Origin of the sequence: Bacillus sp. JJ783 (genome assembly GCF_036963225.1) — a bacterium.
GTDB classification, from domain to species: Bacteria; Bacillota; Bacilli; order Bacillales; family Bacillaceae_G; genus Bacillus_A; species Bacillus_A cereus_U.
Genome location: NZ_JBALMG010000037.1, coordinates 71,328 through 92,480 on the forward strand (window position 1 = coordinate 71,328; position 21,153 = coordinate 92,480).

The following is a 21,153-nucleotide window of genomic DNA, read 5'->3' on the forward strand; positions in this document are numbered from 1 at the left end:
CCTTATTTGCCACTCTAACATGTATAAATAGTGAAGTCTTAATGCACTAGAAGCTTCACTAGGATAACGGTTCATTCTTTATCCGCGAATTACACGAATTGCTTCACCGCGGTCTTTTTGATTGTATACTGCTGATCCCGCTACAAGAACATTCGCTCCTGCTTCAATACAAAGTCTTGCCGTTTCAGCGTTGACACCACCATCAACTTCAATTTCCACTTGTAGATTTCGCTCTTTAACCATTTCTGCAACTTGTTTGATTTTCGGTAATACAGAATGAATAAATTTCTGTCCGCCAAATCCAGGATTTACTGTCATAAGTAATACCATGTCTATATCTTCTAATACATGCTCAATCGTTGAAACTGGAGTATGTGGATTTAATACAACTCCCGCTTTAATGTCATGAGATTTAATTAACTGAATTGTACGATGTAGATGTGGACAAGCTTCTACATGGACAGTAATAATATCAGCTCCCGCTTTTGCGAAAGTTGGGATATAGTTATCAGGATTTTCAATCATTAAATGTACATCTAACGGTAATGACGTAATCGGACGGATTGCTTCTACAATTAATGGTCCAATCGTAATATTTGGTACGAAATGTCCATCCATTACATCGACGTGAATGTAGTCAGCTCCACCTTTTTCTACATCTTTAATCTCTTCCCCTAATCTTGAAAAATCTGCTGATAAAATCGATGGTGCAATTTTAATCATGACTAATACCTCGGCTTTCTCTCTCTAATTTCTTCTACGAATTGTTTGTAATTCTTATAACGATATTCGGTAATCTTTCCTTCTTCAACCGCAGCTTTCACCGCACATTTCGGTTCAGCAAGGTGTGTACACCCTCTAAATTTACAGTATTGGCTCGCTTCTTTCAACTCTGGAAAACAATATGTAAGATCTTCTACCTCTATATCTATGAAATCAAGCGAACTAAAACCAGGTGTATCCGCAACAAGTCCGCTTCCAACTGTAATTAATTCCACGTGTCTTGTCGTATGCTTTCCACGTCCTAAATGTGAAGAAATATCATTAGTTTTCAATTCTAAATCTGGACGTAATACGTTTAGCATTGAAGATTTCCCAACACCAGATTGGCCTGCAACGACGGAAATACAACCTTCTAAGAATGGTTTCAGAATATCAATACTTTCCGATGTATTTATAGAAGTAAACAACACATCATAACCCATTTCACGATAATCATTTGCATAAGATTCAACAGTTTCTCTCATTTTTTCATCTACTAAATCCATCTTACTAATACAAATAATCGGTTTAATGTTATGATATTCAATCAATACTAAAAATCGATCTAACAGTCCTGGATTAAAATCTGGTTCTACTGCAGAGAAAACAAGAATAGCTTGATCAACATTAGCAATAGGAGGTCTAACAAGTTCATTTTTTCGATCAAATACTTCTAACACATAACCTTCATTCGGATTATCCGCTTGAAAAACAACTTGGTCTCCTACAAGTGGTGTAATTTTATTCTTTCTAAATACACCACGCCCGCGACATTGTGTAATCCCTTCCTCATTCTGCACATAATAAAACCCACTTAGAGCTTTTACAATTTTTCCTTCTGGCATATAATTCTCCTTTATTTTGTATAAAATGAAACTGCAATTAAATATGAATAGACTAGAGTTCTTTAAACAATTATTTCAAAGCCCACCAAATATATATCCAGGTTCATATATTTAATCTACCATCAAATTTGAAATATTATTTACAACAGTATCACTTTTACAGCTTTTTGAATCATATATTTTTGCCTGTTATACAGTCCACGATGTAGACAGCATAACAGGCAAGAGTAATGAATTCCATCTTCTATATAAGGACGATGGAATTCACTATTATTGAGCTGGATATGGTACTTCCTTGTCCATAATTGTTACTCCATCTCGGACAATCTTATAGTGTCCCTTTGCACCTTCTTGAATTACAAATTCTAAAGAAATAATCGCTGACTCAGTAATTGTTCTCGTTTCAACTGGTTTATCCATTTTTTGCTGCATATCTTCTTTATAAATTTCTATTGTTTGCGGCTTTTTATCACCTGTTGCAGAAGCTTCATATGGGATAGAAATGTTATCCACTTTTACCGTTTTCGTCACTTTAGGCTTCGGACCATCCGAGATAACAATCGATACTTTATCTCCTTCTTTTAAAGGTGTCCCAGGCTTTGGTAACTGTGAAATAACAAGGCCTTTATCAACCGTATCTGAATACTCTCTTTTTATATCAGAAACGAGCTTTCTTTCATTTAAATAACCTTTTACACTATTTTCAGTCCATCCTGAAAAATCACCTGGTCTTATTTGATAAGGTCCTTTACTTACCCAAACTTTCAGTTCTTGTTCAGCTTCTATAACCATTTGATCAGGCGTTGGTATTTGCTCTACAATTTCACCTTTCGGCTTATCATTTTCAATATAATTTATTGTAACTTGTTTATATTTTTCTTCTAACTCAGCTCTTATACTCTCGAAATCTTTTCCTGTCAAATCACGCATCTTACTTTTCTTTTTCCCACCTGATTGATAGATAGTAATTTTAGAGTTTTCTTTTACTACTCTTCCTGCTATAGGATCTGTTTTTATCACTTTTCCGGCTTCAACATCATCTGTATATACAAGATTAGGTTCAGTAACTTCAAACCCTTTTTCAACTAATGTATTTACAGCTGTCGTATATTTCATTCCAGCCACATCAGGAACCTTCACATCTTTCGGAATAAAGAAGCCTGGAATAACAGTAAGTGCTAAGGTTATCCCTATTGCTAAAAGTAAAAATGTTGTAATTAAAACTTTCAGCCATTTATTACTTCGTTTTTTCTTCTTACCTGATTCGGTCTCTTCTTTTCTTACTTGTTCATCCACTTTACTTCCTTTTAATACAATCGTTTCATCACTTACATTTTGAAATAGTTGTTCTTGTTGAATAATTGGAATCGCTTTCGTCGCTTCCATATCTTCTGGTATGTAAAATGGTTGTTCATTTATTCGTTCTGGGTATAGTGCTGTTTCAATATCTCGTTTCATCGCGTTAGCAGATTGATATCGATGAAATGGATCTTTCGCAGTCGCCTTTAATATAATATTTTCAACACTTTGTGGAATATTTTCATTCCATCTTTTTGGAGATGGCATTTCATTTTGTAAATGTTTTAACGCAATTGCAACAGCAGATTCACCAGAAAACGGTTGTCTTCCTGTTAACAATTCAAACATAACAATCCCAAGTGAATAAATATCTGATTGTTTATTCGCTATACCGCCGCGCGCTTGTTCTGGTGATAAATAATGCACCGAACCGAGCACCGAATTTGTATGTGTAATCGTTGCTGCACTTGTAGCTGTCGCAATTCCAAAGTCTGTTACTTTTATCACTCCGTCATCTCGAATCAAAATATTGTGCGGTTTAATATCGCGATGTACAATCTCAAAATGATGGGCGTGTGCCATAGCGGACGTTAACTGCTCCATTATATCAAGAGCTTCTCCTATCGGTAACATCCCTCGATCGATTACGTATTGCTTCAATGTTCGTCCAGGTACATATTCCATTACAAGATAATATATACCATCCTCTTCCCCAACATCATACATATTCACAATATTTGGATGCGACAACGTTGTAACAGATTGCGCTTCTCGATGGAAACGTTTAATAAACTCTTCATTATTTGAATAGTCGAGTCTTAATATTTTTACCGCTACATCTCGGCCAAGTATATCATCATGAGCTAAATATACATTGGCCATTCCTCCACCGCCAATCATTTTCAGCAGCTTATAACGGTCATTTAAGCGTTTTCCAATCAGCACGTTGCACTTCACCTACTTTCGTTTGTCGAATCCGCATAATCAATAATAACGAGGGTGATATTATCTTCTCCACCACGATCATTTGCTAATTGAATGAGATGCTCTCCCTTCGCCTCGAGCTGTTCATTCAATTGTAAAATTTGTTGCATATCAACCATAGGGACTTTGTTAGACAATCCATCAGAGCAAAGAAGCAATTGATCGTCTTCTTCGAGCACCAATGTTTTAACATCTAGTCCGACTTTTTCTTCTGTTCCTAACGCTCTTAACAGAACATTCTTTTTCGGGTGATATTCTGCATCTTCTTTTGAAATTTCACCGTGCCTAACAAGTTCATTTACAAGTGAGTGATCTTCCGTTACAAGCGATATTTCTCCCTCTGATACCATATAACAACGACTATCTCCTATATGACCTATTGTTACAAAACTAGGTGTACAAATCGCCACGATAACCGTTGTTCCCATGCCATTACATTCTACATGCTGCTGAGAGTAAGCATATATGCGCTCATTAATAATTCCAACGTTAGTATGTAACCACTTTTCTACCTTTTTAGGCTCATTCATATTATGCGTTTGCTTCCAATAATCATGGAATAATTGAATAGCCATCGAGCTAGCTACATCGCCAGCTCGATGACCTCCCATTCCATCTGCTACTACCGCTAAAATATTTCCATCTAAATTGCGAAAAACTCCTGCACTATCTTCATTATGTTGACGAACTTTCCCTTTATCCGATAGAAACACGGCTTTCATCTCGTCACCTCGTCTCTTCTTTGCGCTCCTTTGCACGCAACTGACCGCAGGCTGCATCAATATCATGACCTTGTTCACGGCGAATTGTTACATTCACTCCACGATCTTTTAGCGTCTTTTCAAATAAGAAAATTTGTTCTCGTGGCGTACGTACATAATCACGTTCTGGCACGTAGTTTACCGGAATTAAGTTTACATGACATTTTACACCTTTTAAGAGCGCAGCAAGTTCTTCAGCGTGCTCAACTTGGTCATTTTCTCCTCCAAATAAGCCATATTCAAATGTAATACGACGCCCTGTTCTATTTACATAGTATTTAACAGCTTCCATTAAATCCGGTAGCTTATAAGCACGGTTAATCGGCATTAATTTTGAACGTATCTCTGTATTTGCAGCATGCAATGAAATCGCAAAATTGATTTGCATATCTTCTTCAGCGAACTTATAAATTTTTGGAACAATTCCACTTGTTGAAACTGTCATATGTCTTGCACCAATATGAATTCCTTTTTCATGATTGACAATGCGTAAGAATGACATTAAGTTATCATAATTATCAAATGGTTCTCCAATTCCCATAACAACAAGAGAACTTACACGTTCTTCTGTTTCATCAAGCGCGCGCTGAACTTCTACTACTTGCGCTACAATTTCTCCAGCCTCTAAGTTTCGTTTTAACCCACCAAGTGTAGATGCACAGAACGTACAGCCAATGCGGCAACCCACCTGTGTTGTTACACAAATGGAATTTCCATACTCATGTCGCATTAGTACAGTTTCAATAGAGTAGCCATCGTATAACTGGAATAGGAATTTAATCGTTCCATCCGAAGACGTTTGTTTTACTAAAGTGTTTAAAGTAGTAATATCAAAGGAATTCGACAATTTATCGCGCAATCCTTTAGCAAGGTTTGACATATCCTCATAATTTTTTACACGTTTTTTATATAGCCAATCAAAAATTTGTCCTGCACGGAACTTAGGTTCCCCTTGTTCCTTTAACCAATCTTGCATTTCATGAAGTTGTAAAGAATAAATTGATGGTTTCTTTGTCTCTAGATTTTTCTTTTGTTTTTTTACAGTCGTTTCCATGATGCTACACCTTCTTTCTTAAACAAGCAATATAAAAGCCATCTGTTGCAAAATAATGCGGTAAAATTCGTACTTGACCTTCATCAATATACGGATTTAACTTTTCTGGCATACGATCTTTTATCGTAGTATCCCATTCAAATTCAGGATGCTCTTGTAAAAATTGCTTTATTACTTGTTCATTTTCTATTTTTTCAATTGTGCACGTACTATAAACAAGGCGACCACCTTGTTTTAACAATGGTGCGATTTTTTCTAGTATCGCAAGTTGAATCGTTGATAACCTTTCACTATCGCCCTTATCTTTACCTAACTTAATATCAGGTTTACGTCTAATAACACCAAATCCAGAACATGGTGCATCTACTAATATTTTGTCAAAAGATTCATTTGCAAAATGCTCTTGAACTTTTCTAGCATCTAAAGCCATCGTTTCTACATTTTCTAAACCAAGTCTCTTCGCCTGTTGTTCAATTAAACGTACTTTATGTGCGTGTAAATCAAGCGACATTACCTTACCAGTTCCGTCCAAACGCTCTGCAATATGAGTTGTTTTTCCGCCAGGAGCAGCACAACTATCTAGAACTGCATCTCCTTTATTCGGTTCTAAAGCACGTGCTACAAGCATTGAGCTTTCATCTTGAATAGAAAGGAAACCTTTTTTGAACGCTTCTGTATGTGCGACATTTCCTCTTTCAATTTGAATTGCATCCTCTGACAATTCGCCACGTTTTGCTTCTATACCCTCATCAGCTAATAACGCAACCGCTTCTTCTACCGTTACTTTATCAACATTTACACGTGCTGTTGGTACAGGTGGCAACATATTTACTTCACACATTTTCTCTGCTGTCTCTAAACCATATTCGGATGCCCATTCTTGTACAAGCCACATTGGATGACTCGTTGCAATTGCAAGACGTTCTACTGGATTTTCGATTTCTTCTAACGAAGGTACACCTTCTCGCTGAATTGAACGCAATACTCCGTTCACCATACCTGAAATCCCTTTATGCCCACGACGCTTTGCAATCTCAACAGCTTCATGAATAGCCGCTCTTTCGGGAACTCGGTCTAAATATAACATTTGATATAAAGATAGGCGAAGCAACACTCTTACCCACGCTTCAACCTTTTTTCTTAAAAATGGTTGTAAATAATAATCTAGTGTGTCACGACGTTGAATTGTTCCATATACCATTTCAGTTAATAAACCAATATCTTTTCTGTCAATTGTATTTTTTTCAATCAGATTATTTAAAAGTAAGTTGCTATATGCACCACTTTTTTCTACTTGAATTAAGCCATCCAGAGCTAACTCACGAACATTTTGTCTCATGCATTTTCTCCTAACTTCGTACCAATTTCAGGTTTTGTTCCACGTAAAAATTGTGAACAACTCATACGCTTTTTACCAGACGGTTGCAATTCAGTGATTTTAACACCTGTCTCATTCCCTGTTGCAACAACAAATCCATCTTCTTCAAGAGCTACTATTGTACCTGGTTCAGCTTTCTCTGTAATAGAGATCTTCTCTCCCCACCATACTTTAATAACCTGTCCTGCCAAAGTCGTATAAGCAACTGGCCATGGATTCAATCCGCGAATGTGATTGTATACTTCTTCACCTGTTTTTGTCCAATCAATTATCTCTTGCTCACGTTTAATATTATATGCAAACGTCACTTCAGCTTCACTTTGTTTAATTGGTTCTAGTTTACCCTGAATTAGTAAAGGAACCGTTTTAGATAAAAGGTGTGCTCCTGCTTCGCTTAACTTATCAAATAATGAACCTGTTGTTTCACGCTCTTCAATTTCTACTTCTACTTGTGTTAATATATCGCCAGCATCTAATTTTTCTACCATATACATAATTGTAATACCTGTTTTCTCTTTACCTTCCATGATCGCATAATGAATTGGTGCACCACCGCGAAGTTCTGGAAGTAATGACGCGTGGACATTAATACATCTATACTTTGGCGCTTCTAAAATTTCATTCGGTACGATTTGTCCAAATGCCGCTGTTACAATTAAGTCTGGCTCTAGTGCTAATACTTTTTCATATTCGTCTTTTTCACGAATTTTTAACGGTTGTAATACTGGAATACCATGTTTCTCCGCTTCTACTTTAACAGGAGTAGGTGTTAAAACCTTTTTTCTCCCAACTGGACGATCAGGTTGCGTTACAACACCAACTACGTCATATCCGTCCTCGATAAGACGACGAAGCACCGGCACAGAAAAGTCCGGTGTCCCCATAAATACTACTTTCATCATTCAAAAACCGCTCCTTTTAAACCTATTCTAATTCGCCTGCTTCATAATATCTTTTCACTTTAGATGTAAATAAAACACCGTGTAAATGATCGATTTCATGCTGAATTGCACGCGCTAAGAAGTCATCCGCTTCTAATAAAAATATTTTACCGCGACGATTTTGCGCACGTACTTTAATGTAATCTGCACGCTCCACTTCACCATAAAGTCCCGGAAAGCTTAAGCAGCCTTCGGGACCTACTTGTTCACCACGTTTTTCTAAAATAACAGGATTAATTAATTCAATTTTACCCGTATCATCACCTATATCAACAACAGCAACTTGTAAGCTTACACCTACTTGTGGCGCAGCTAGACCAACTCCGTCTGCAATTAACATTGTTTCATGCATATCTTTTAACAATTTCACTAACTTTTTATCAAAGTTAATTACTCTTTCGCATGATGTTTCTAACACTTCATTTGGATGCTTTACAATTTCTAAAACTGCCATATTTCCCTCCGCTACATTAACATTGTTGGATTAAAATCAATTGAGATTTGTAGCTCTTTTTGCATTTCTGCTTGATAATGTTCATTTACCATTTTGAGCACGTTCTTTAAGTTTGGTTCCCGTTTGTATTTTATCATGCATTGGTAACGATATCTATCTTTTATCCTTGGAATTGCTGAAGCAACCGGCCCTAACACCATTGTTTGCCTTGAACAATGCGTTCGTAAATGACCGACAATTTTTTCCGTCACTTGGACTGCCTTTAATAATTCCGGATGAGATACAGTTACAAGTACAACGTAGTAATATGGCGGATATTGTCTCATTCGCCTCATTTGCATTTCGTGCTCATAAAATACATCATATTGTTGATTCTTTGCTAATTCTACACTGTAATGTTCCGGCGTATACGTTTGAATTACAACTTCCCCTGGCAATTCATGTCTTCCTGCACGTCCACTCACTTGTGTCAATAGCTGATACGTCTTTTCACTCGCCCGAAAATCAGGTAGATGAAGCATCGTATCCGCCGTTAAAACGCCAACAAGCGTCACCTTCGGAAAATCAAGCCCTTTTGCAATCATTTGTGTTCCAAGTAATATATCTGCTTTCTCTTCACCAAACGCCTTTAATAATTTTTCATGCATTCCTTTACGGCTTGTTGTATCCACATCCATTCGAATGACCCGCGCCTCAGGGAATAGTTTTGTGATTTCTTCTTCAACCTTTTGCGTCCCTGTACCAAAGAAACGAATATACGTACTATTACAAGCAGGACACTCAGTTGGCATATTTTCCTCATGACTACAATAATGACATTTTAAACGATGGTTCATTTTGTGATATGTCAACGAAATATCACAATGCGGACATTGTACGACATACCCACAATCACGGCACATCACAAACGTAGAATGACCCCTTCTATTTAAAAAGAGAACCATTTGTTCTTTCTTTTCTAATCGATCTGCTATTTTTTCATGCAGTGCCTTTGAAAACATTGAGCGATTTCCATCACGAAGCTCTTCACGCATATCAACAATTTCTACAGTCGGCAAAGCTTGTTTGTTCATACGTTTTTCCATTGTAAGCAACCCATAGACACCTTTTTTCGCTCTAGCAAACGATTCAAGTGTCGGCGTTGCACTTCCGAGAACGATTGGACACTTATGATATTGTCCTCTCCACACCGCTACATCTCTCGCATGATACTTCGGGTTATCTTCTTGCTTATAACTCGATTCATGTTCCTCATCAATAATAATGATTCCTAAATTTTCAAAGGGAGCAAAAATAGCTGAACGCGCACCAACTACCACTTTCACTTCTTTTCTTAAAATTTTGCGCCATTCATCATACTTTTCCCCAACAGAAAGCGCACTGTGAAGAACTGCAACTTGCGAACCGAACCTACCTTTAAAGCGATCTACCATCTGGGGCGTTAGCGCAATTTCAGGAACAAGCACAATTGCTTCTTTTCCTTTCTCGAGCACCGCTGCTATAGATTGTAAATACACTTCAGTCTTACCACTTCCTGTAACACCATATAGTAAAAATGGATTGTAAGTTTCATTTGTAATTGATGACAAAATCGGTGTAATTACTTGTTTTTGTTCCTCAGTAAGCGGAAATGGTTTCGTTTGTTCAAAATCATCATCGTCATACGGATTCCGGTATACTTCTACATACTTTTCAGAGATTAGACCCTTTTTAACAAGTGATTTTATTGGAGCATCTGTTATTTGTAATTCTTCTGTTAAATTTTTTAACGGTACACTTTTGTAGTTTTCTACAAAATAATAGAGTACGTCTTGTTGTTTTTTACTTTTCAGTTCAAATGCTGCTAATTCCAATTTATCTGCCGGTAACTCCGGTTGAACTACTCTTTGTTTCTTCTTCTGCACTTTATCCTTTACTTGATAAACCACTTCAGTCGTACCATTTTTAATTTCTTGTTGAATAGTACGATATAGGTGTGGCTGCGTTTCGATAGCTTCCCAATCTATCGTTTCTTTCCCTTGAAATAAAGAAAGAATTTCTGGCGCAACTTCTTCTTGGTTACGAAGTTGCAGACGCTTTTTATATGTTGCTTTTATCGCCGTCGGAAGCATCACCTGAAAAGCTGAAATCATATAACATAACGTTTCACTTGTAAGCCAATACCCAAGCTTTAATAATTCATCATTTAAAACCGGAGTGACATCTAATATTTCATACAACGCTTTTAACTTTTTACTTTCTAGATCAACCGAATCCTTTATGCCAATAATAAAACCTTGCAATTTCCTCGGACCGAATGGGACTACTACACGCATTCCTGTTTGCACAATATCTTCCCATTTTTTAGGGATAATATAATCAAACGGTCGATCTGTTTGACGTGCAGGTACATCAACAATTACACTTGCAAACTTCATACACGATCATCTTCTAACATCATTTCTATTTGCTTTAATATTTCACGAGCTACTTCTTTCTTCGTTAAAAGTGGCAGCTCAATAATTTCTCCATCTTTTCTATACATTGTCACAATATTTGTATCTGTACCAAACCCAGCTCCTTGCGCTTTCACGTCATTCGCAACAATCATATTTGCATTTTTCTCACGTAATTTTCTCGTTGCGTATTCCTCTATGTTTGTCGTTTCAGCTGCAAAACCGATAAGTAACTGTTGGTCCTTCTTCTCACCTAACGTTTTTAAAATATCCACTGTTCTTTCTAATTCAATTACAGCATCGCCATTTTTCTTTTTCATTTTATTATCATGCACATATTTTGGGCGGTAATCTGCAACTGCTGCTGTTTTGATGACAACATCCACATTCTGATAATGTTGAAGGACTGCCTCTAACATATCTTGTGCAGATTCTACTTGTATTGTTGTTACATGTAATGGTGACTCTAATGCTGTCGGTCCTGACACAAGTATGACATCAGCACCTAAGCCTGCTGCAACTTCTGCGATCGCATACCCCATCTTTCCAGAAGAAAAATTCGTCATAAAACGAACCGGATCAATCTTTTCACGTGTCGGTCCAGCTGTTATTAATATTCGCTTTCCTTGCAATGGTTTTTGTTCTGAGAAAGCCTCTTCTAGCCGTCCAATAATCGCTTCAGGTTCTTCCAGTCTTCCTTTTGCTACATAACCACATGCTAAAAAACCTTCCCCAGGCTCAATAAATGTATATCCTAATGTTTTTAACGTCATCATGTTTTTTTGAACAATTTTATTTTCATACATATGCACATTCATAGCCGGTGCAATCCACACTGGAGCTGTAGTAGCTAACAAAGTAGTTGTAATCATATCATCAGCAATACCGCCTGCTAACTTTCCAATGCAATTAGCTGTAGCCGGTGCAACAAGTACAACATCTGCCCAATCCGCTAAATCAATATGAGCGATAACAGCCGAGTCTCTCTCATCAAACGTATCCGTATATACATCATGGCGAGAAAGTGCTTGAAATGTAAGAGGCGTAACAAACTTCATTGCCGACTCACTCATCATTACTTTTACAAGAGCGCCAGCTTGTGTTAATTTACTTGTTAACGCAGCCGCTTTAAAAACTGCAATGCCTCCTGTTACACATAGAAGTATCTTTTTCCCTTTTAGCATATGACTCGTCCTCTTTCTTTTTCAAACTTATTCTACTGAAATAGAATTTTCAGCTCGTCAGTACCAGTATTTCGTTCCGTCTTTTTCGATTCCTTTTCATCCCTATCGTAAAAAAATAACAACCTACTTGTAAATAGGTTGTTACCGTTACATAGAAAATTATAAAGTCTATGTTTTAATTTGTCGAAAAGAATGTCTTAATCGATTATTTTGTCATCGCATGGTACATATTTTAATACTTCTGCATCGATTTCTTCTAATGATTTGCCTACACATTTATGAGAAACAGGCTTTTCAATAACACAATTGTCAGCAATTTGCATTTCACGTGCACGCTTTGCAGCTACTGTTACAAGTGTATATTTAGAATCGATTTTTGTTAATAATGAGTCAATTGATGGATTTAACATAATTATAGACCCTCCGTCATTTCTTTATAGTATTTTGCCACTCTTTCGCGGCGGCAATGTTCACCAACCACAATTGCTTTAATTCGGTCGCAAGCTAATTCAACTTGATCGTTTTCTACAACATAGTCATAAGCGTCCATCATTTCGATTTCTTCTTTCGCTACAGTTAAACGATTTTCAATAACATCTTCAGTTTCTGTACCACGGCCAACAATTCGGTTCTTTAGTTCAGATAAACTTGGAGGTGCTAAGAAAATAAATACACCTTCAGGGAAGGCTTTCTTAACTTGAATTGCTCCTTGCACTTCAATTTCTAAGAACACATCTTTTCCTTCTTGTAACGTTTTTTCAACATAATCAATCGGTGTTCCGTAATAATTACCAACGAACTCAGCCCATTCAAGTAACTTTTCATTACGAATCATTTCTTCAAATTCTTCTCTCTCTTTAAAGAAATAATCCACACCATCTACTTCACCTTCACGCGGTTTACGTGTCGTTACTGAAATAGAGTACTGAAAACGTGTGTCTTCATGGCTAAACAGCTCTTTTCGAACCGTTCCTTTCCCGACACCAGAAGGTCCCGAAAGAACGATGAGCAATCCTCTTCTACTTCTCATAAATATGTAAAACCTACCCTTCCTCACTTAAATCTTCTTTATTATTCAAACGATGTGCAATCGTCTCTGGCTGAATTGGACTTAATACTACATGCCCATCATCCATAACAATAACCGCCCTTGTTTTTCTCCCATACGTAGCATCAAGCAAAGCATTATGTTCACGCGCTTCCTGTACTGTTCGTTTAATAGGAGCTGACTCCGGACTTACAATAGCAATAATTCGATGAGCAGATACAATATTTCCGTATCCAATATTTAAAAACCGCATGGCCATAGTTTGCGCCTCCTAGTAAGTCTATCCGATTTCTCCACCACGTATAACTTTATATATTTTTTGAAAGCTACTCAATATTTTGTACTTGTTCACGAATTTTTTCAAGGTTATTTTTCATTTCTACGACATATTTTGAAATTGTTAAGTCATTTGCCTTAGAACCTATCGTATTTACTTCCCTATGCATCTCTTGCACAATGAAGTCCATTTTCCTTCCAACAGGCTCTGTAATTTGCAGTGCTTCACGAAATTGATCTAAATGACTTTGTAATCGAACTAATTCTTCGTGAATATCTGAACGCTCTGCAAATATTGCTACTTCTGTCAACAATCGTTGTTCATCTAAATCTTGGTTATGTAATTCTTTTAAGCGATTTTCTAATCTTTCACGATATTTTTGTGTAACAATTGGTGCATGTGGAATAATTGCATTTACACAATTATGAATCTCTTGCAAACGATATGCTATATCTTTATGTAATCGTTCTCCTTCACCATCTCTCATCGTTTTCAACATATGAGCAGCTTGGCGAACAGCCTCATATAAACCGGTTTCAAATTGTTCATTTACATTTTCTATTTCTTCAACTGCCGTTACTTCTGGCATTCCCATTAGTTGCCCGAGTGTAATAGAATCTTGTAATTGAAATTTCCCTTTTATATCTTCCATAATGGATTGGTACTGTTCAAGAAGTTCCCAATTCACAGTTAATTTTCTTTCAACAAGCCCTTCACCTGTTATACTAATAGACACTTCAATACGTCCACGGCGAACTTGCTTTGCAATTATTTTACGAATCTTGTCTTCAAACACCATCATTTGCTTCGGAAGCCGAATACTCATTTCTAAAAAACGATGGTTCACCGACTTCATTTCTACTGTTATTTGAAAAGTATCGTTTTCTACCTTCGACCTTCCAAATCCTGTCATACTACAAATCATCTTTATCACATCCAAGCCATGAAATAACTCAATGAAAAAGGTAATAGAGATGCAACTCTACTACCTTCTGTAAATTATATCATATTTTCATATCATTGACTATTTCAAGTTTAATCCCTTCTTATATAACAGTGGCTTTTTCTTTTTCTCCTTTTTTCTTGTTAATAAGGATCCTACTAATAAGAAGGTCGGAATAGATGATAATCCCCCAATTAACAACCAATCTCGTGCTTGTATCGGCATTGTGCTAAAAATCGGCTGTAATGGTGGATAATATATAACTACAAGCATTAACAGTAAAGAAATAATAACCGCCCCTACTAAATATATATTTCCAAACGGGTTGCGATGAAATATAGAATGTTCACTACGACAATCAAATACATGAATAAGCTGAGCAAGTACTAATGTTGCGAAGGCTACCGTTTGTGCATACTTCAATTCATTCGGATGCTGGTTAAATGCAATAATAAACGCTACTAATGTCACTGCTCCGATTAGAAAACCACGACTTATAATTTTCCACGCAAGCCCTCTAGCGAACACCCCTTCTTTCGGATGGCGTGGCGTTCTCTTCATCACATCTCCTTCAGCCTTATCCAAACCTAATGCCATCGCTGGTAAACCGTCAGTAACTAAGTTCACCCATAAAATTTGAATTGGAACCATCGGCAATGGCAGTGCCAGTAACATCGCAAATAACATAACTAAAATTTCACCAACGTTAGATGCTAACAAATACCGAATAAACTTCCGAATATTTTCATATATGTTTCTACCTTCTTTAATCGCCGATTTAATCGTAGCAAAGTTATCATCTAACAACACAAGTGAAGAAGCTTCTTTTGCAACATCTGTCCCTGTAATTCCCATCGCAATCCCTATATCAGCTGTTTTAATAGCTGGAGCATCGTTCACTCCATCACCTGTCATAGCTACTATATGCCCCTTATTTTGCAGCGCCTTAACGATTTTCAATTTATGCTCAGGAGACACACGAGCGAATACATACGTATCTTCTACAATATCTTCTAATGCCTCTACATCCATATTCGCAAGTTCTACACCTTCAACAACGCGTCCACCCGCTGGTAAAACCCCTAACTGTTCCGCAATTGCCATTGCTGTCACTTTATGATCTCCCGTAATCATTACCGTTCTAATACCAGCTTCTTTACACTCTTTCACCGCTTGCGCCACTTCTAGTCTTGGCGGATCTATCATTCCTTGTATTCCAACAAGCATAAAATCCTGCTCGACTTCTCTTTCATGTTCAATTGAATCTGTAGCTTTTAACGGTTTAAATGCCACCGCAATCGTTCGTAAAGCTTGACTTCCTAAACTATGAATCGCTGCCTGCACTTCTTTTCGATACATTTCACTTAAAGGCTGCTGCTTATTTCCCCACAAAATTGTTTGACTCATTTGCAAAAGAACATCTGGTGCTCCTTTTGTAATAACAAATTTTTTGCCTTCACGATCACGAACAATAACACTCATCATTTTTCTAGTTGAATCAAAAGGAAATTCACGAATGATTTCAAACTTTCCTTTAAGAGCTTCACGTGATATTCCCGCCTTCATTGCAGCAGCAACGAGAGCTCCCTCTGTTGGATCCCCATCTAACACATACGTCTTTTTCTTTTGAATAACATTCGCATTATTACATAAACAGCCAAATGTAAGTAGTTGATACAGTGATTTCGTCTTAGTAGGGTCAATTACTTCTTCACCTTTCATAAACGAACCTGCCGGCTCATAGCCTTGACCTGTTACTTTCCATAATTCTCCGCCTGACCACATATGTGTTACCATCATTTTATTTTGTGTCATTGTTCCTGTTTTATCTGAGCAAATAACAGAAGCACAGCCTAACGTTTCTACAGCTGGCAACTTTCGCACAATTGCCCTCTTTTTAATCATACGCTGTACGCCAAGTGATAGCGCAACCGTAACGATAGCTGGCAATCCTTCTGGAATAGCCGCAACAGCAAGCGAAACCCCAGCCAAAAACATGTGATACACTTCATTCCCTTGATATACACCAGCTAGTACAACAAGAGCCGTCAAAATAAGAGCAACAATAATTAAAATTTTTCCAAGCTGTTCTAATCTTCTTTGTAATGGCGTTTCCATTTGCTCAGCATTTTGCAACATATTTGCAATTTGCCCCATAGCTGTATTCATTCCAGTCGCTACGACTACCCCTGTTCCAGCACCTCTCGTTATCATCGTCCCCATAAATGCCATGTTTTTTTGATCACCAATTGAAACATCTTGGCCTTGTAACGCCTCTACCTTCTTTTGTACAGGCAATGATTCTCCTGTAAGAGCCGATTCTTCAATATATAAACTTGAAGATTCCACAAGGCGAACATCCGCGCCAATACGGTCACCACTAGAAAACTTAATAATATCACCTAGTACAAGCGCTTTTGACGGCGCTTTTATCCACTTCCCATTTCTTAGTACAGTAACTTGAGGGGCTGCCAATTCTTTTAAAGCTTCCAACGATTTTTCAGCTTTCCTCTCTTGAAAGAAACCGAGGACACCATTGATAATAACAATTGCAACAATTGCAATCGAATCAATATACTCTCCTAAAAAAGCTGAAATAATTGTAGCACCAAATAAAACAAGTACCATAAAATCTTTAAATTGCGCTAAAAACACCATAAGCGCAGAAGGCCGCTTTGCTTCTTGCAATTCATTTGTACCAAATTTCTTTAATCGGCCCTCTGCTTCTTGCTCTGTAAGACCTACCTCCACATTCGTATTCGTTCTTTCCTCCACTTCATGTGCTCGCATTTCATACCAGTTCATCCTGCCATCGACCTCCTGATTCCAGACATACTCTAATGAAAGCTTATTCAGCCTCGTCCAAAAAAATGCTATAATTAACTTTTAGTTAGAAAGGAGTGTTCATTCATGGCATTCGATGGATTATTTACAAGAGCAATTACACATGAAATTGCAAATTCTCTTCAAACAGGAAGAATTTCAAAAATATATCAACCCTCAAAATATGAAGTTTTATTACATATTCGAGCAAACGGAAAAAACCAAAAGCTGATTCTTTCATCTCACCCTACATATGCGCGTATGCACTTAACAAATCAAAACTACGATTCACCAGCGCAACCGCCGATGTTTTGTATGCTTCTTCGCAAACATTTAGAAGGTGGATTTATTGAAAAAATTGAACAAATTGACTTAGAACGTATTATTCAAATTACAGTCCGCAGTCGCAATGAAATCGGTGACGAATCAGTAAAAACATTAGTAATCGAAATAATGGGACGACACAGTAATATTATCTTAGTAGATACGAAAACAAATGTTATTTTAGATAGCTTAAAACACGTTTCTTTAGCGGTAAACCGACATCGTACTGTATATGCTGGAGCTGAATATGTTGCCCCACCAGCACAACATAAAGTTAATCCGCTTCTTATCGAAACAGAAGATGATTTTATTAAACCGCTAGACTTTTTATCTGGCAACATGGACAAACAACTTGTCGGAGCATTCATGGGAATTTCCCCATTATTTGCAAAAGAAGTTGTAAAAAAAGCAGGTATGGCAAATGAAAAAGCATTATCTGAAGCTTTCTTCAGCTTACAAAAACCATTGCTAACACATCAGTACGTGCCAGCAATGATAACAGCAAATGGAAAAGAGTTCTTTTATCTATTCCCTCTTTCTCACTTACAAGGAAACGAAAAAACATTTTCATCTGTTAGTGAATTGTTAGACCGTTTCTTTTTCGGAAAAGCAGAGCGAGACCGTGTAAAACAACAAGCTCACGATTTAGAACGCTTTATGCAAAACGAAAAAAACAAAAATGAGAAAAAACTTATTAAACTTGAAAAAACATTACAAGATGCTGGAAAAGCAGATAAATATCAACTATTTGGAGAGCTGCTTACAGCCAATATGTACACTTTGAAAAAAGGTGATAAAGATATTGAGGTCATTAATTATTACGATGAAAATGGCGGAACTGTAAAAATCACATTAGATCCTTTAAAAACACCATCTGACAATGCACAACGCTATTTCCAAAAGTACCAAAAAGCAAAAAATTCAGTTGTTATTGTAGAAGAACAAATCGAAAAAACCAATGAAGAAATTCTTTATTTCGATAGCTTACTTCAACAAATGGAAGCTGCTTCTTCAAAAGATATTGAAGAAATTCGTGAGGAGCTAGCTGAAGAAGGATATGTGCGCAATCGTAAGAAGAAAAACGCAAAGAAAAAACCTACAAAACCAGTATTGGATAAATATTTAGCTAGTGACGGTACAGAGATTTTCGTTGGTAAAAACAATAAGCAAAATGATTATTTAACAACGAAATTTGCCCGTCGTGATGAAATTTGGTTACATACGAAAGACATACCTGGCTCTCATGTTGTCATTCGTTCTTTAGAACCTGCTGAAGAAACTTTACTGGAAGCTGCAAAAATCGCCGCTTATTACAGTAAAGCAAAAGAGTCTAGCTCTGTACCTGTTGATTTCACTAAAATACGTCACGTTAAAAAACCGAGTGGTGCAAAACTTGGATTCGTTACGTATGATAACCAACAAACAGTATATGTAACACCAGATGCTGATACAGTAATGAAATTAAAAGCGTAAATACTTAAAAATGCGTTGCTAGCAAGCAACGCATTTTTCTATGTTTTCAGCTTAGTTCATATACCTATTCACTAATTCATAACATCTTTCTTTTGTCATCTTATATTTTTCATCTGCAGCTTTGATATATCTCATCGTTCCATTATTTTCATCTGTAGCAATTGCTTTAACTTTACTTTCCTAACTTCAATATTGTCAAAAAATTTGACAGTGCTATTTCATATTTGTATAAATTTTTTTACAGTGTGTAAAGAAAGTGAATCTTGAGTTGATGTTTTTTCATTCTCCCACTGTTAATTGAAGTAATCTGTATTTCACGAGCAGCCCACCGCCCACAAATAATGGGCTAAATTTCTTATCTTCTCTAAAACATATGTAATTCCCACTATCTTTTTCTCTAAAGATATTTTTTGGCACGCTATTTGCTTTATTCAATACTGTGAAAAGGGGGAATTAACATGACTTTAAGAATTAATAAAATCCAAAATCAACTAAAAAACTATGAAATTGACGGATTACTTATTACAAAAAAAGAAAATCGCCAATATGCAACAGGCTTTACAGGTAGCGCTGGCGTCGTCTTAATCTCTGCGGATAACGCTATTTTTATAACTGATTTCCGCTATGTAGATCAAGCGAAATCACAAATAAAAGACGTTGAAATTATTATGCATAAAGGAAATTTAGAGAAAGAAGTTGCAAATCAAGTATCGAAATTAAACATTCAAAAACTTGGAATTGAAGAAAATAACATGACATTGCAACAATATAAGAACTTACAAAAATATATGAAGGCAGAAATGGTTCAGGTGTGTGAAATCATCGAAGATATTCGTATTATTAAAGACACACCCGAAATAGAAACAATGAAAATTGCCGCTACTATTGCTGACGAAGCTTTCCAACACATTCTCAGCTTTCTAAAACCGGGAATAAGCGAAACTGAAGTCCGAGATGAATTAGAATTTTTCATGCGAAAAAAAGGAGCTACGTCCTCATCGTTTCAAATCATTGTAGCTTCTGGTGTTCGTTCTTCTCTTCCTCATGGCGTTGCATCAAATAAAATCATTGAACGAGGCGATATGATTACATTAGATTTCGGTGCACTTTACAACGGCTATTGTTCCGATATAACACGTACTGTAGCAATCGGCGAACCATCAGAAGAATTCAAAAAAATATATAATGTTGTATTAGAAGCATTGAAGCGTGGAACTGAAGCAATTAAACCTGGAGAAACTGCGAAAAGTATCGATGATATAACGAGAGATTACATTACAGAACATGGATACGGTCAATACTTTGGCCACTCTACCGGGCACGGTCTCGGGTTAGAAATACATGAACCGCTTCGCCTATCCCAAGAAAGTAAGGCAACTTTACAAGAAGGTATGGTTGTTACAGTTGAGCCGGGTATTTACATACCGAACTGGGGCGGTTGTAGAATTGAAGACGATATCGTCATTACAAAAGAAGGCTATGAGGTTATTACAAAGGCAAATCGGGAACTAATTGTCATTCCCTGTTAAAAATCATGAACTTTTAAACAGGAGTTTTTTCTTTACACATAGAATTCCTTCTCTGGAGTAATTGTTTAAAGAGGGGGAATTTTAATTGAACTTTGTAATCGATAAGATAGATGGTTTACATGTAGAATTTTCAAAACTTGTTTCCATGATGAATTACGCTCGCTATACAACAATGCAGGCTGCCGAGGGCTTAACAATTGAAGAACTTGATTATTTGTATGATGATGAAGCAAACTCAATTGGTATGCTTTTGTACCATATGGCTGCTATTGAATTTTACTACCAAATTCATACCTTTGAAGATCGTGAACCAACAGATGCTGAATTAGAACACTGGTTACCTGCTGTTGAGTTAGGAAATCTTGGACGCGAGAAAATAAAAGGCAACTCAATAGAATTTTACATAAATACGTTACAAGAAGTGCGCTCTAAAACGATTGAAACATTTCAATCGTTACCTGATGAATGGCTATTTAAAACGACAGATTTTTGGCATGACAAACCAGCAAATAACTACTTTAAATGGTTTCACGTATTTGAAGATGAAATCAATCATCGCGGACAAATTCGTTTAATTAAAAAGATGCAAAAAGCACATTCAGTTAAGTAAGAAAGTGCCACCTTATTCGGTGGCACTTT

At 36.8% G+C, this 21,153-nt stretch carries 18 protein-coding genes and 1 pseudogene; 3 read left to right on the forward strand and 16 right to left on the reverse strand.

Annotation, left to right across the window (positions count from 1 at the left end; genetic code table 11):
• Positions 1 to 78: 78 nt before the first annotated feature.
• The 15 genes from rpe to V7038_RS07950 all read right to left on the reverse strand — a co-directional run bounded on the left by rpe (position 79) and on the right by V7038_RS07950 (position 17,170).
• On the reverse strand, positions 79 to 723 hold the full coding sequence (gene rpe, locus V7038_RS07880) for a ribulose-phosphate 3-epimerase (RefSeq protein ID WP_002111395.1): 645 nt from the start codon (positions 721 to 723) through the stop codon (positions 79 to 81).
• Positions 724 to 725: 2 nt separating this feature from the next.
• Positions 726 to 1,607, reverse strand: coding sequence for a ribosome small subunit-dependent GTPase A (gene rsgA / locus V7038_RS07885; protein ID WP_002014503.1), 882 nt, complete (start codon positions 1,605 to 1,607; stop codon positions 726 to 728).
• Between the two features lie 270 nt (positions 1,608 to 1,877).
• Entirely contained in the window at positions 1,878 to 3,851 is a 1,974-nt protein-coding gene (gene pknB / locus V7038_RS07890; RefSeq protein ID WP_335469778.1) for a Stk1 family PASTA domain-containing Ser/Thr kinase, read from the reverse strand.
• An 8-nt stretch (positions 3,852 to 3,859) separates the two neighbouring features.
• On the reverse strand, positions 3,860 to 4,612 hold the full coding sequence (locus V7038_RS07895) for a Stp1/IreP family PP2C-type Ser/Thr phosphatase (RefSeq protein ID WP_002111398.1): 753 nt from the start codon (positions 4,610 to 4,612) through the stop codon (positions 3,860 to 3,862).
• A 4-nt stretch (positions 4,613 to 4,616) separates the two neighbouring features.
• Positions 4,617 to 5,705, reverse strand: a complete 1,089-nt coding sequence (rlmN, locus tag V7038_RS07900; RefSeq protein ID WP_002014500.1) for a 23S rRNA (adenine(2503)-C(2))-methyltransferase RlmN — start codon at positions 5,703 to 5,705, stop codon at positions 4,617 to 4,619.
• A gap of 4 nt (positions 5,706 to 5,709) precedes the next feature.
• The gene (gene rsmB, locus V7038_RS07905) at positions 5,710 to 7,044 is read right to left on the reverse strand and encodes a 16S rRNA (cytosine(967)-C(5))-methyltransferase RsmB (RefSeq protein WP_002088220.1); all 1,335 of its coding nucleotides are present in this window, start codon (positions 7,042 to 7,044) and stop codon (positions 5,710 to 5,712) included.
• Entirely contained in the window at positions 7,041 to 7,985 is a 945-nt protein-coding gene (fmt, locus tag V7038_RS07910; RefSeq protein ID WP_002160723.1) for a methionyl-tRNA formyltransferase, read from the reverse strand. The genes rsmB and fmt overlap by 4 nt, the downstream gene beginning before the upstream one ends.
• Before the next feature lie 22 nt (positions 7,986 to 8,007).
• A complete protein-coding gene (gene def / locus V7038_RS07915; protein ID WP_002111400.1) occupies positions 8,008 to 8,478 on the reverse strand; it encodes a peptide deformylase in 471 nt (156 codons plus the stop codon).
• Positions 8,479 to 8,489: 11 nt separating this feature from the next.
• Positions 8,490 to 10,895, reverse strand: coding sequence for a primosomal protein N' (gene priA / locus V7038_RS07920; protein ID WP_002111401.1), 2,406 nt, complete (start codon positions 10,893 to 10,895; stop codon positions 8,490 to 8,492).
• The gene (gene coaBC / locus V7038_RS07925; RefSeq protein WP_002199530.1) at positions 10,892 to 12,097 is read right to left on the reverse strand and encodes a bifunctional phosphopantothenoylcysteine decarboxylase/phosphopantothenate--cysteine ligase CoaBC; all 1,206 of its coding nucleotides are present in this window, start codon (positions 12,095 to 12,097) and stop codon (positions 10,892 to 10,894) included. Before coaBC ends, priA begins: the two co-directional genes overlap by 4 nt.
• 197 nt (positions 12,098 to 12,294) lie before the next feature.
• Entirely contained in the window at positions 12,295 to 12,507 is a 213-nt protein-coding gene (gene rpoZ / locus V7038_RS07930; protein WP_002111403.1) for a DNA-directed RNA polymerase subunit omega, read from the reverse strand.
• Positions 12,508 to 12,509: 2 nt separating this feature from the next.
• Positions 12,510 to 13,127 carry a guanylate kinase gene (gmk, locus tag V7038_RS07935; RefSeq protein WP_001257739.1) on the reverse strand — a complete coding sequence of 206 codons (618 nt, stop codon included), beginning with the start codon at positions 13,125 to 13,127 and terminating at the stop codon, positions 12,510 to 12,512.
• A 13-nt stretch (positions 13,128 to 13,140) separates the two neighbouring features.
• Complete coding sequence (gene remA / locus V7038_RS07940) at positions 13,141 to 13,404, reverse strand: extracellular matrix/biofilm regulator RemA (RefSeq protein ID WP_001251456.1); 264 nt, start codon at positions 13,402 to 13,404, stop codon at positions 13,141 to 13,143.
• Positions 13,405 to 13,471: 67 nt separating this feature from the next.
• Complete coding sequence (locus tag V7038_RS07945; RefSeq protein WP_002111404.1) at positions 13,472 to 14,347, reverse strand: YicC/YloC family endoribonuclease; 876 nt, start codon at positions 14,345 to 14,347, stop codon at positions 13,472 to 13,474.
• 99 nt (positions 14,348 to 14,446) lie between these two features.
• Positions 14,447 to 17,170, reverse strand: a complete 2,724-nt coding sequence (locus V7038_RS07950) for a calcium-translocating P-type ATPase, SERCA-type (RefSeq protein ID WP_002111405.1) — start codon at positions 17,168 to 17,170, stop codon at positions 14,447 to 14,449.
• Between the two features lie 105 nt (positions 17,171 to 17,275).
• On the opposite strand from V7038_RS07950, the gene V7038_RS07955 reads away from it, so the two are divergent.
• Entirely contained in the window at positions 17,276 to 18,985 is a 1,710-nt protein-coding gene (locus V7038_RS07955; protein WP_002111406.1) for an Rqc2 family fibronectin-binding protein, read from the forward strand.
• Between the two features lie 51 nt (positions 18,986 to 19,036).
• On the opposite strand, the pseudogene V7038_RS07960 reads toward V7038_RS07955, so the two are convergent.
• Positions 19,037 to 19,165 (reverse strand): annotated as a pseudogene (locus V7038_RS07960) (lysozyme inhibitor LprI family protein); the annotation flags it as partial.
• A gap of 278 nt (positions 19,166 to 19,443) precedes the next feature.
• On the opposite strand from V7038_RS07960, the gene V7038_RS07965 reads away from it, so the two are divergent.
• Together V7038_RS07965 and V7038_RS07970 are read left to right on the forward strand one after the other, a co-directional pair.
• On the forward strand, positions 19,444 to 20,514 hold the full coding sequence (locus tag V7038_RS07965; protein WP_335469782.1) for a M24 family metallopeptidase: 1,071 nt from the start codon (positions 19,444 to 19,446) through the stop codon (positions 20,512 to 20,514).
• A gap of 85 nt (positions 20,515 to 20,599) precedes the next feature.
• Positions 20,600 to 21,124 carry a DinB family protein gene (locus tag V7038_RS07970; RefSeq protein ID WP_335469784.1) on the forward strand — a complete coding sequence of 175 codons (525 nt, stop codon included), beginning with the start codon at positions 20,600 to 20,602 and terminating at the stop codon, positions 21,122 to 21,124.
• Positions 21,125 to 21,153 lie beyond the last annotated feature (29 nt).

Coding starts and splice junctions, on each gene's coding strand:
- rpe (WP_002111395.1), bottom strand. CDS start 723: ATGATTAAAATTGCACCATCGATTTTATCAGCAGATTTTTCAAGATTA.
- rsgA (WP_002014503.1), bottom strand. CDS start 1,607: ATGCCAGAAGGAAAAATTGTAAAAGCTCTAAGTGGGTTTTATTATGTG.
- V7038_RS07895 (WP_002111398.1), bottom strand. CDS start 4,612: ATGAAAGCCGTGTTTCTATCGGATAAAGGGAAAGTTCGTCAACATAAT.
- rlmN (WP_002014500.1), bottom strand. CDS start 5,705: ATGGAAACGACTGTAAAAAAACAAAAGAAAAATCTAGAGACAAAGAAA.
- rsmB (WP_002088220.1), bottom strand. CDS start 7,044: ATGAGACAAAATGTTCGTGAGTTAGCTCTGGATGGCTTAATTCAAGTA.
- fmt (WP_002160723.1), bottom strand. CDS start 7,985: ATGATGAAAGTAGTATTTATGGGGACACCGGACTTTTCTGTGCCGGTG.
- def (WP_002111400.1), bottom strand. CDS start 8,478: ATGGCAGTTTTAGAAATTGTAAAGCATCCAAATGAAGTGTTAGAAACA.
- priA (WP_002111401.1), bottom strand. CDS start 10,895: ATGAAGTTTGCAAGTGTAATTGTTGATGTACCTGCACGTCAAACAGAT.
- coaBC (WP_002199530.1), bottom strand. CDS start 12,097: ATGCTAAAAGGGAAAAAGATACTTCTATGTGTAACAGGAGGCATTGCA.
- rpoZ (WP_002111403.1), bottom strand. CDS start 12,507: ATGTTAAATCCATCAATTGACTCATTATTAACAAAAATCGATTCTAAA.
- gmk (WP_001257739.1), bottom strand. CDS start 13,127: ATGAGAAGTAGAAGAGGATTGCTCATCGTTCTTTCGGGACCTTCTGGT.
- remA (WP_001251456.1), bottom strand. CDS start 13,404: ATGGCCATGCGGTTTTTAAATATTGGATACGGAAATATTGTATCTGCT.
- V7038_RS07945 (WP_002111404.1), bottom strand. CDS start 14,347: ATGATTTGTAGTATGACAGGATTTGGAAGGTCGAAGGTAGAAAACGAT.
- V7038_RS07950 (WP_002111405.1), bottom strand. CDS start 17,170: ATGAACTGGTATGAAATGCGAGCACATGAAGTGGAGGAAAGAACGAAT.
- V7038_RS07955 (WP_002111406.1), top strand. CDS start 17,276: ATGGCATTCGATGGATTATTTACAAGAGCAATTACACATGAAATTGCA.
- V7038_RS07965 (WP_335469782.1), top strand. CDS start 19,444: ATGACTTTAAGAATTAATAAAATCCAAAATCAACTAAAAAACTATGAA.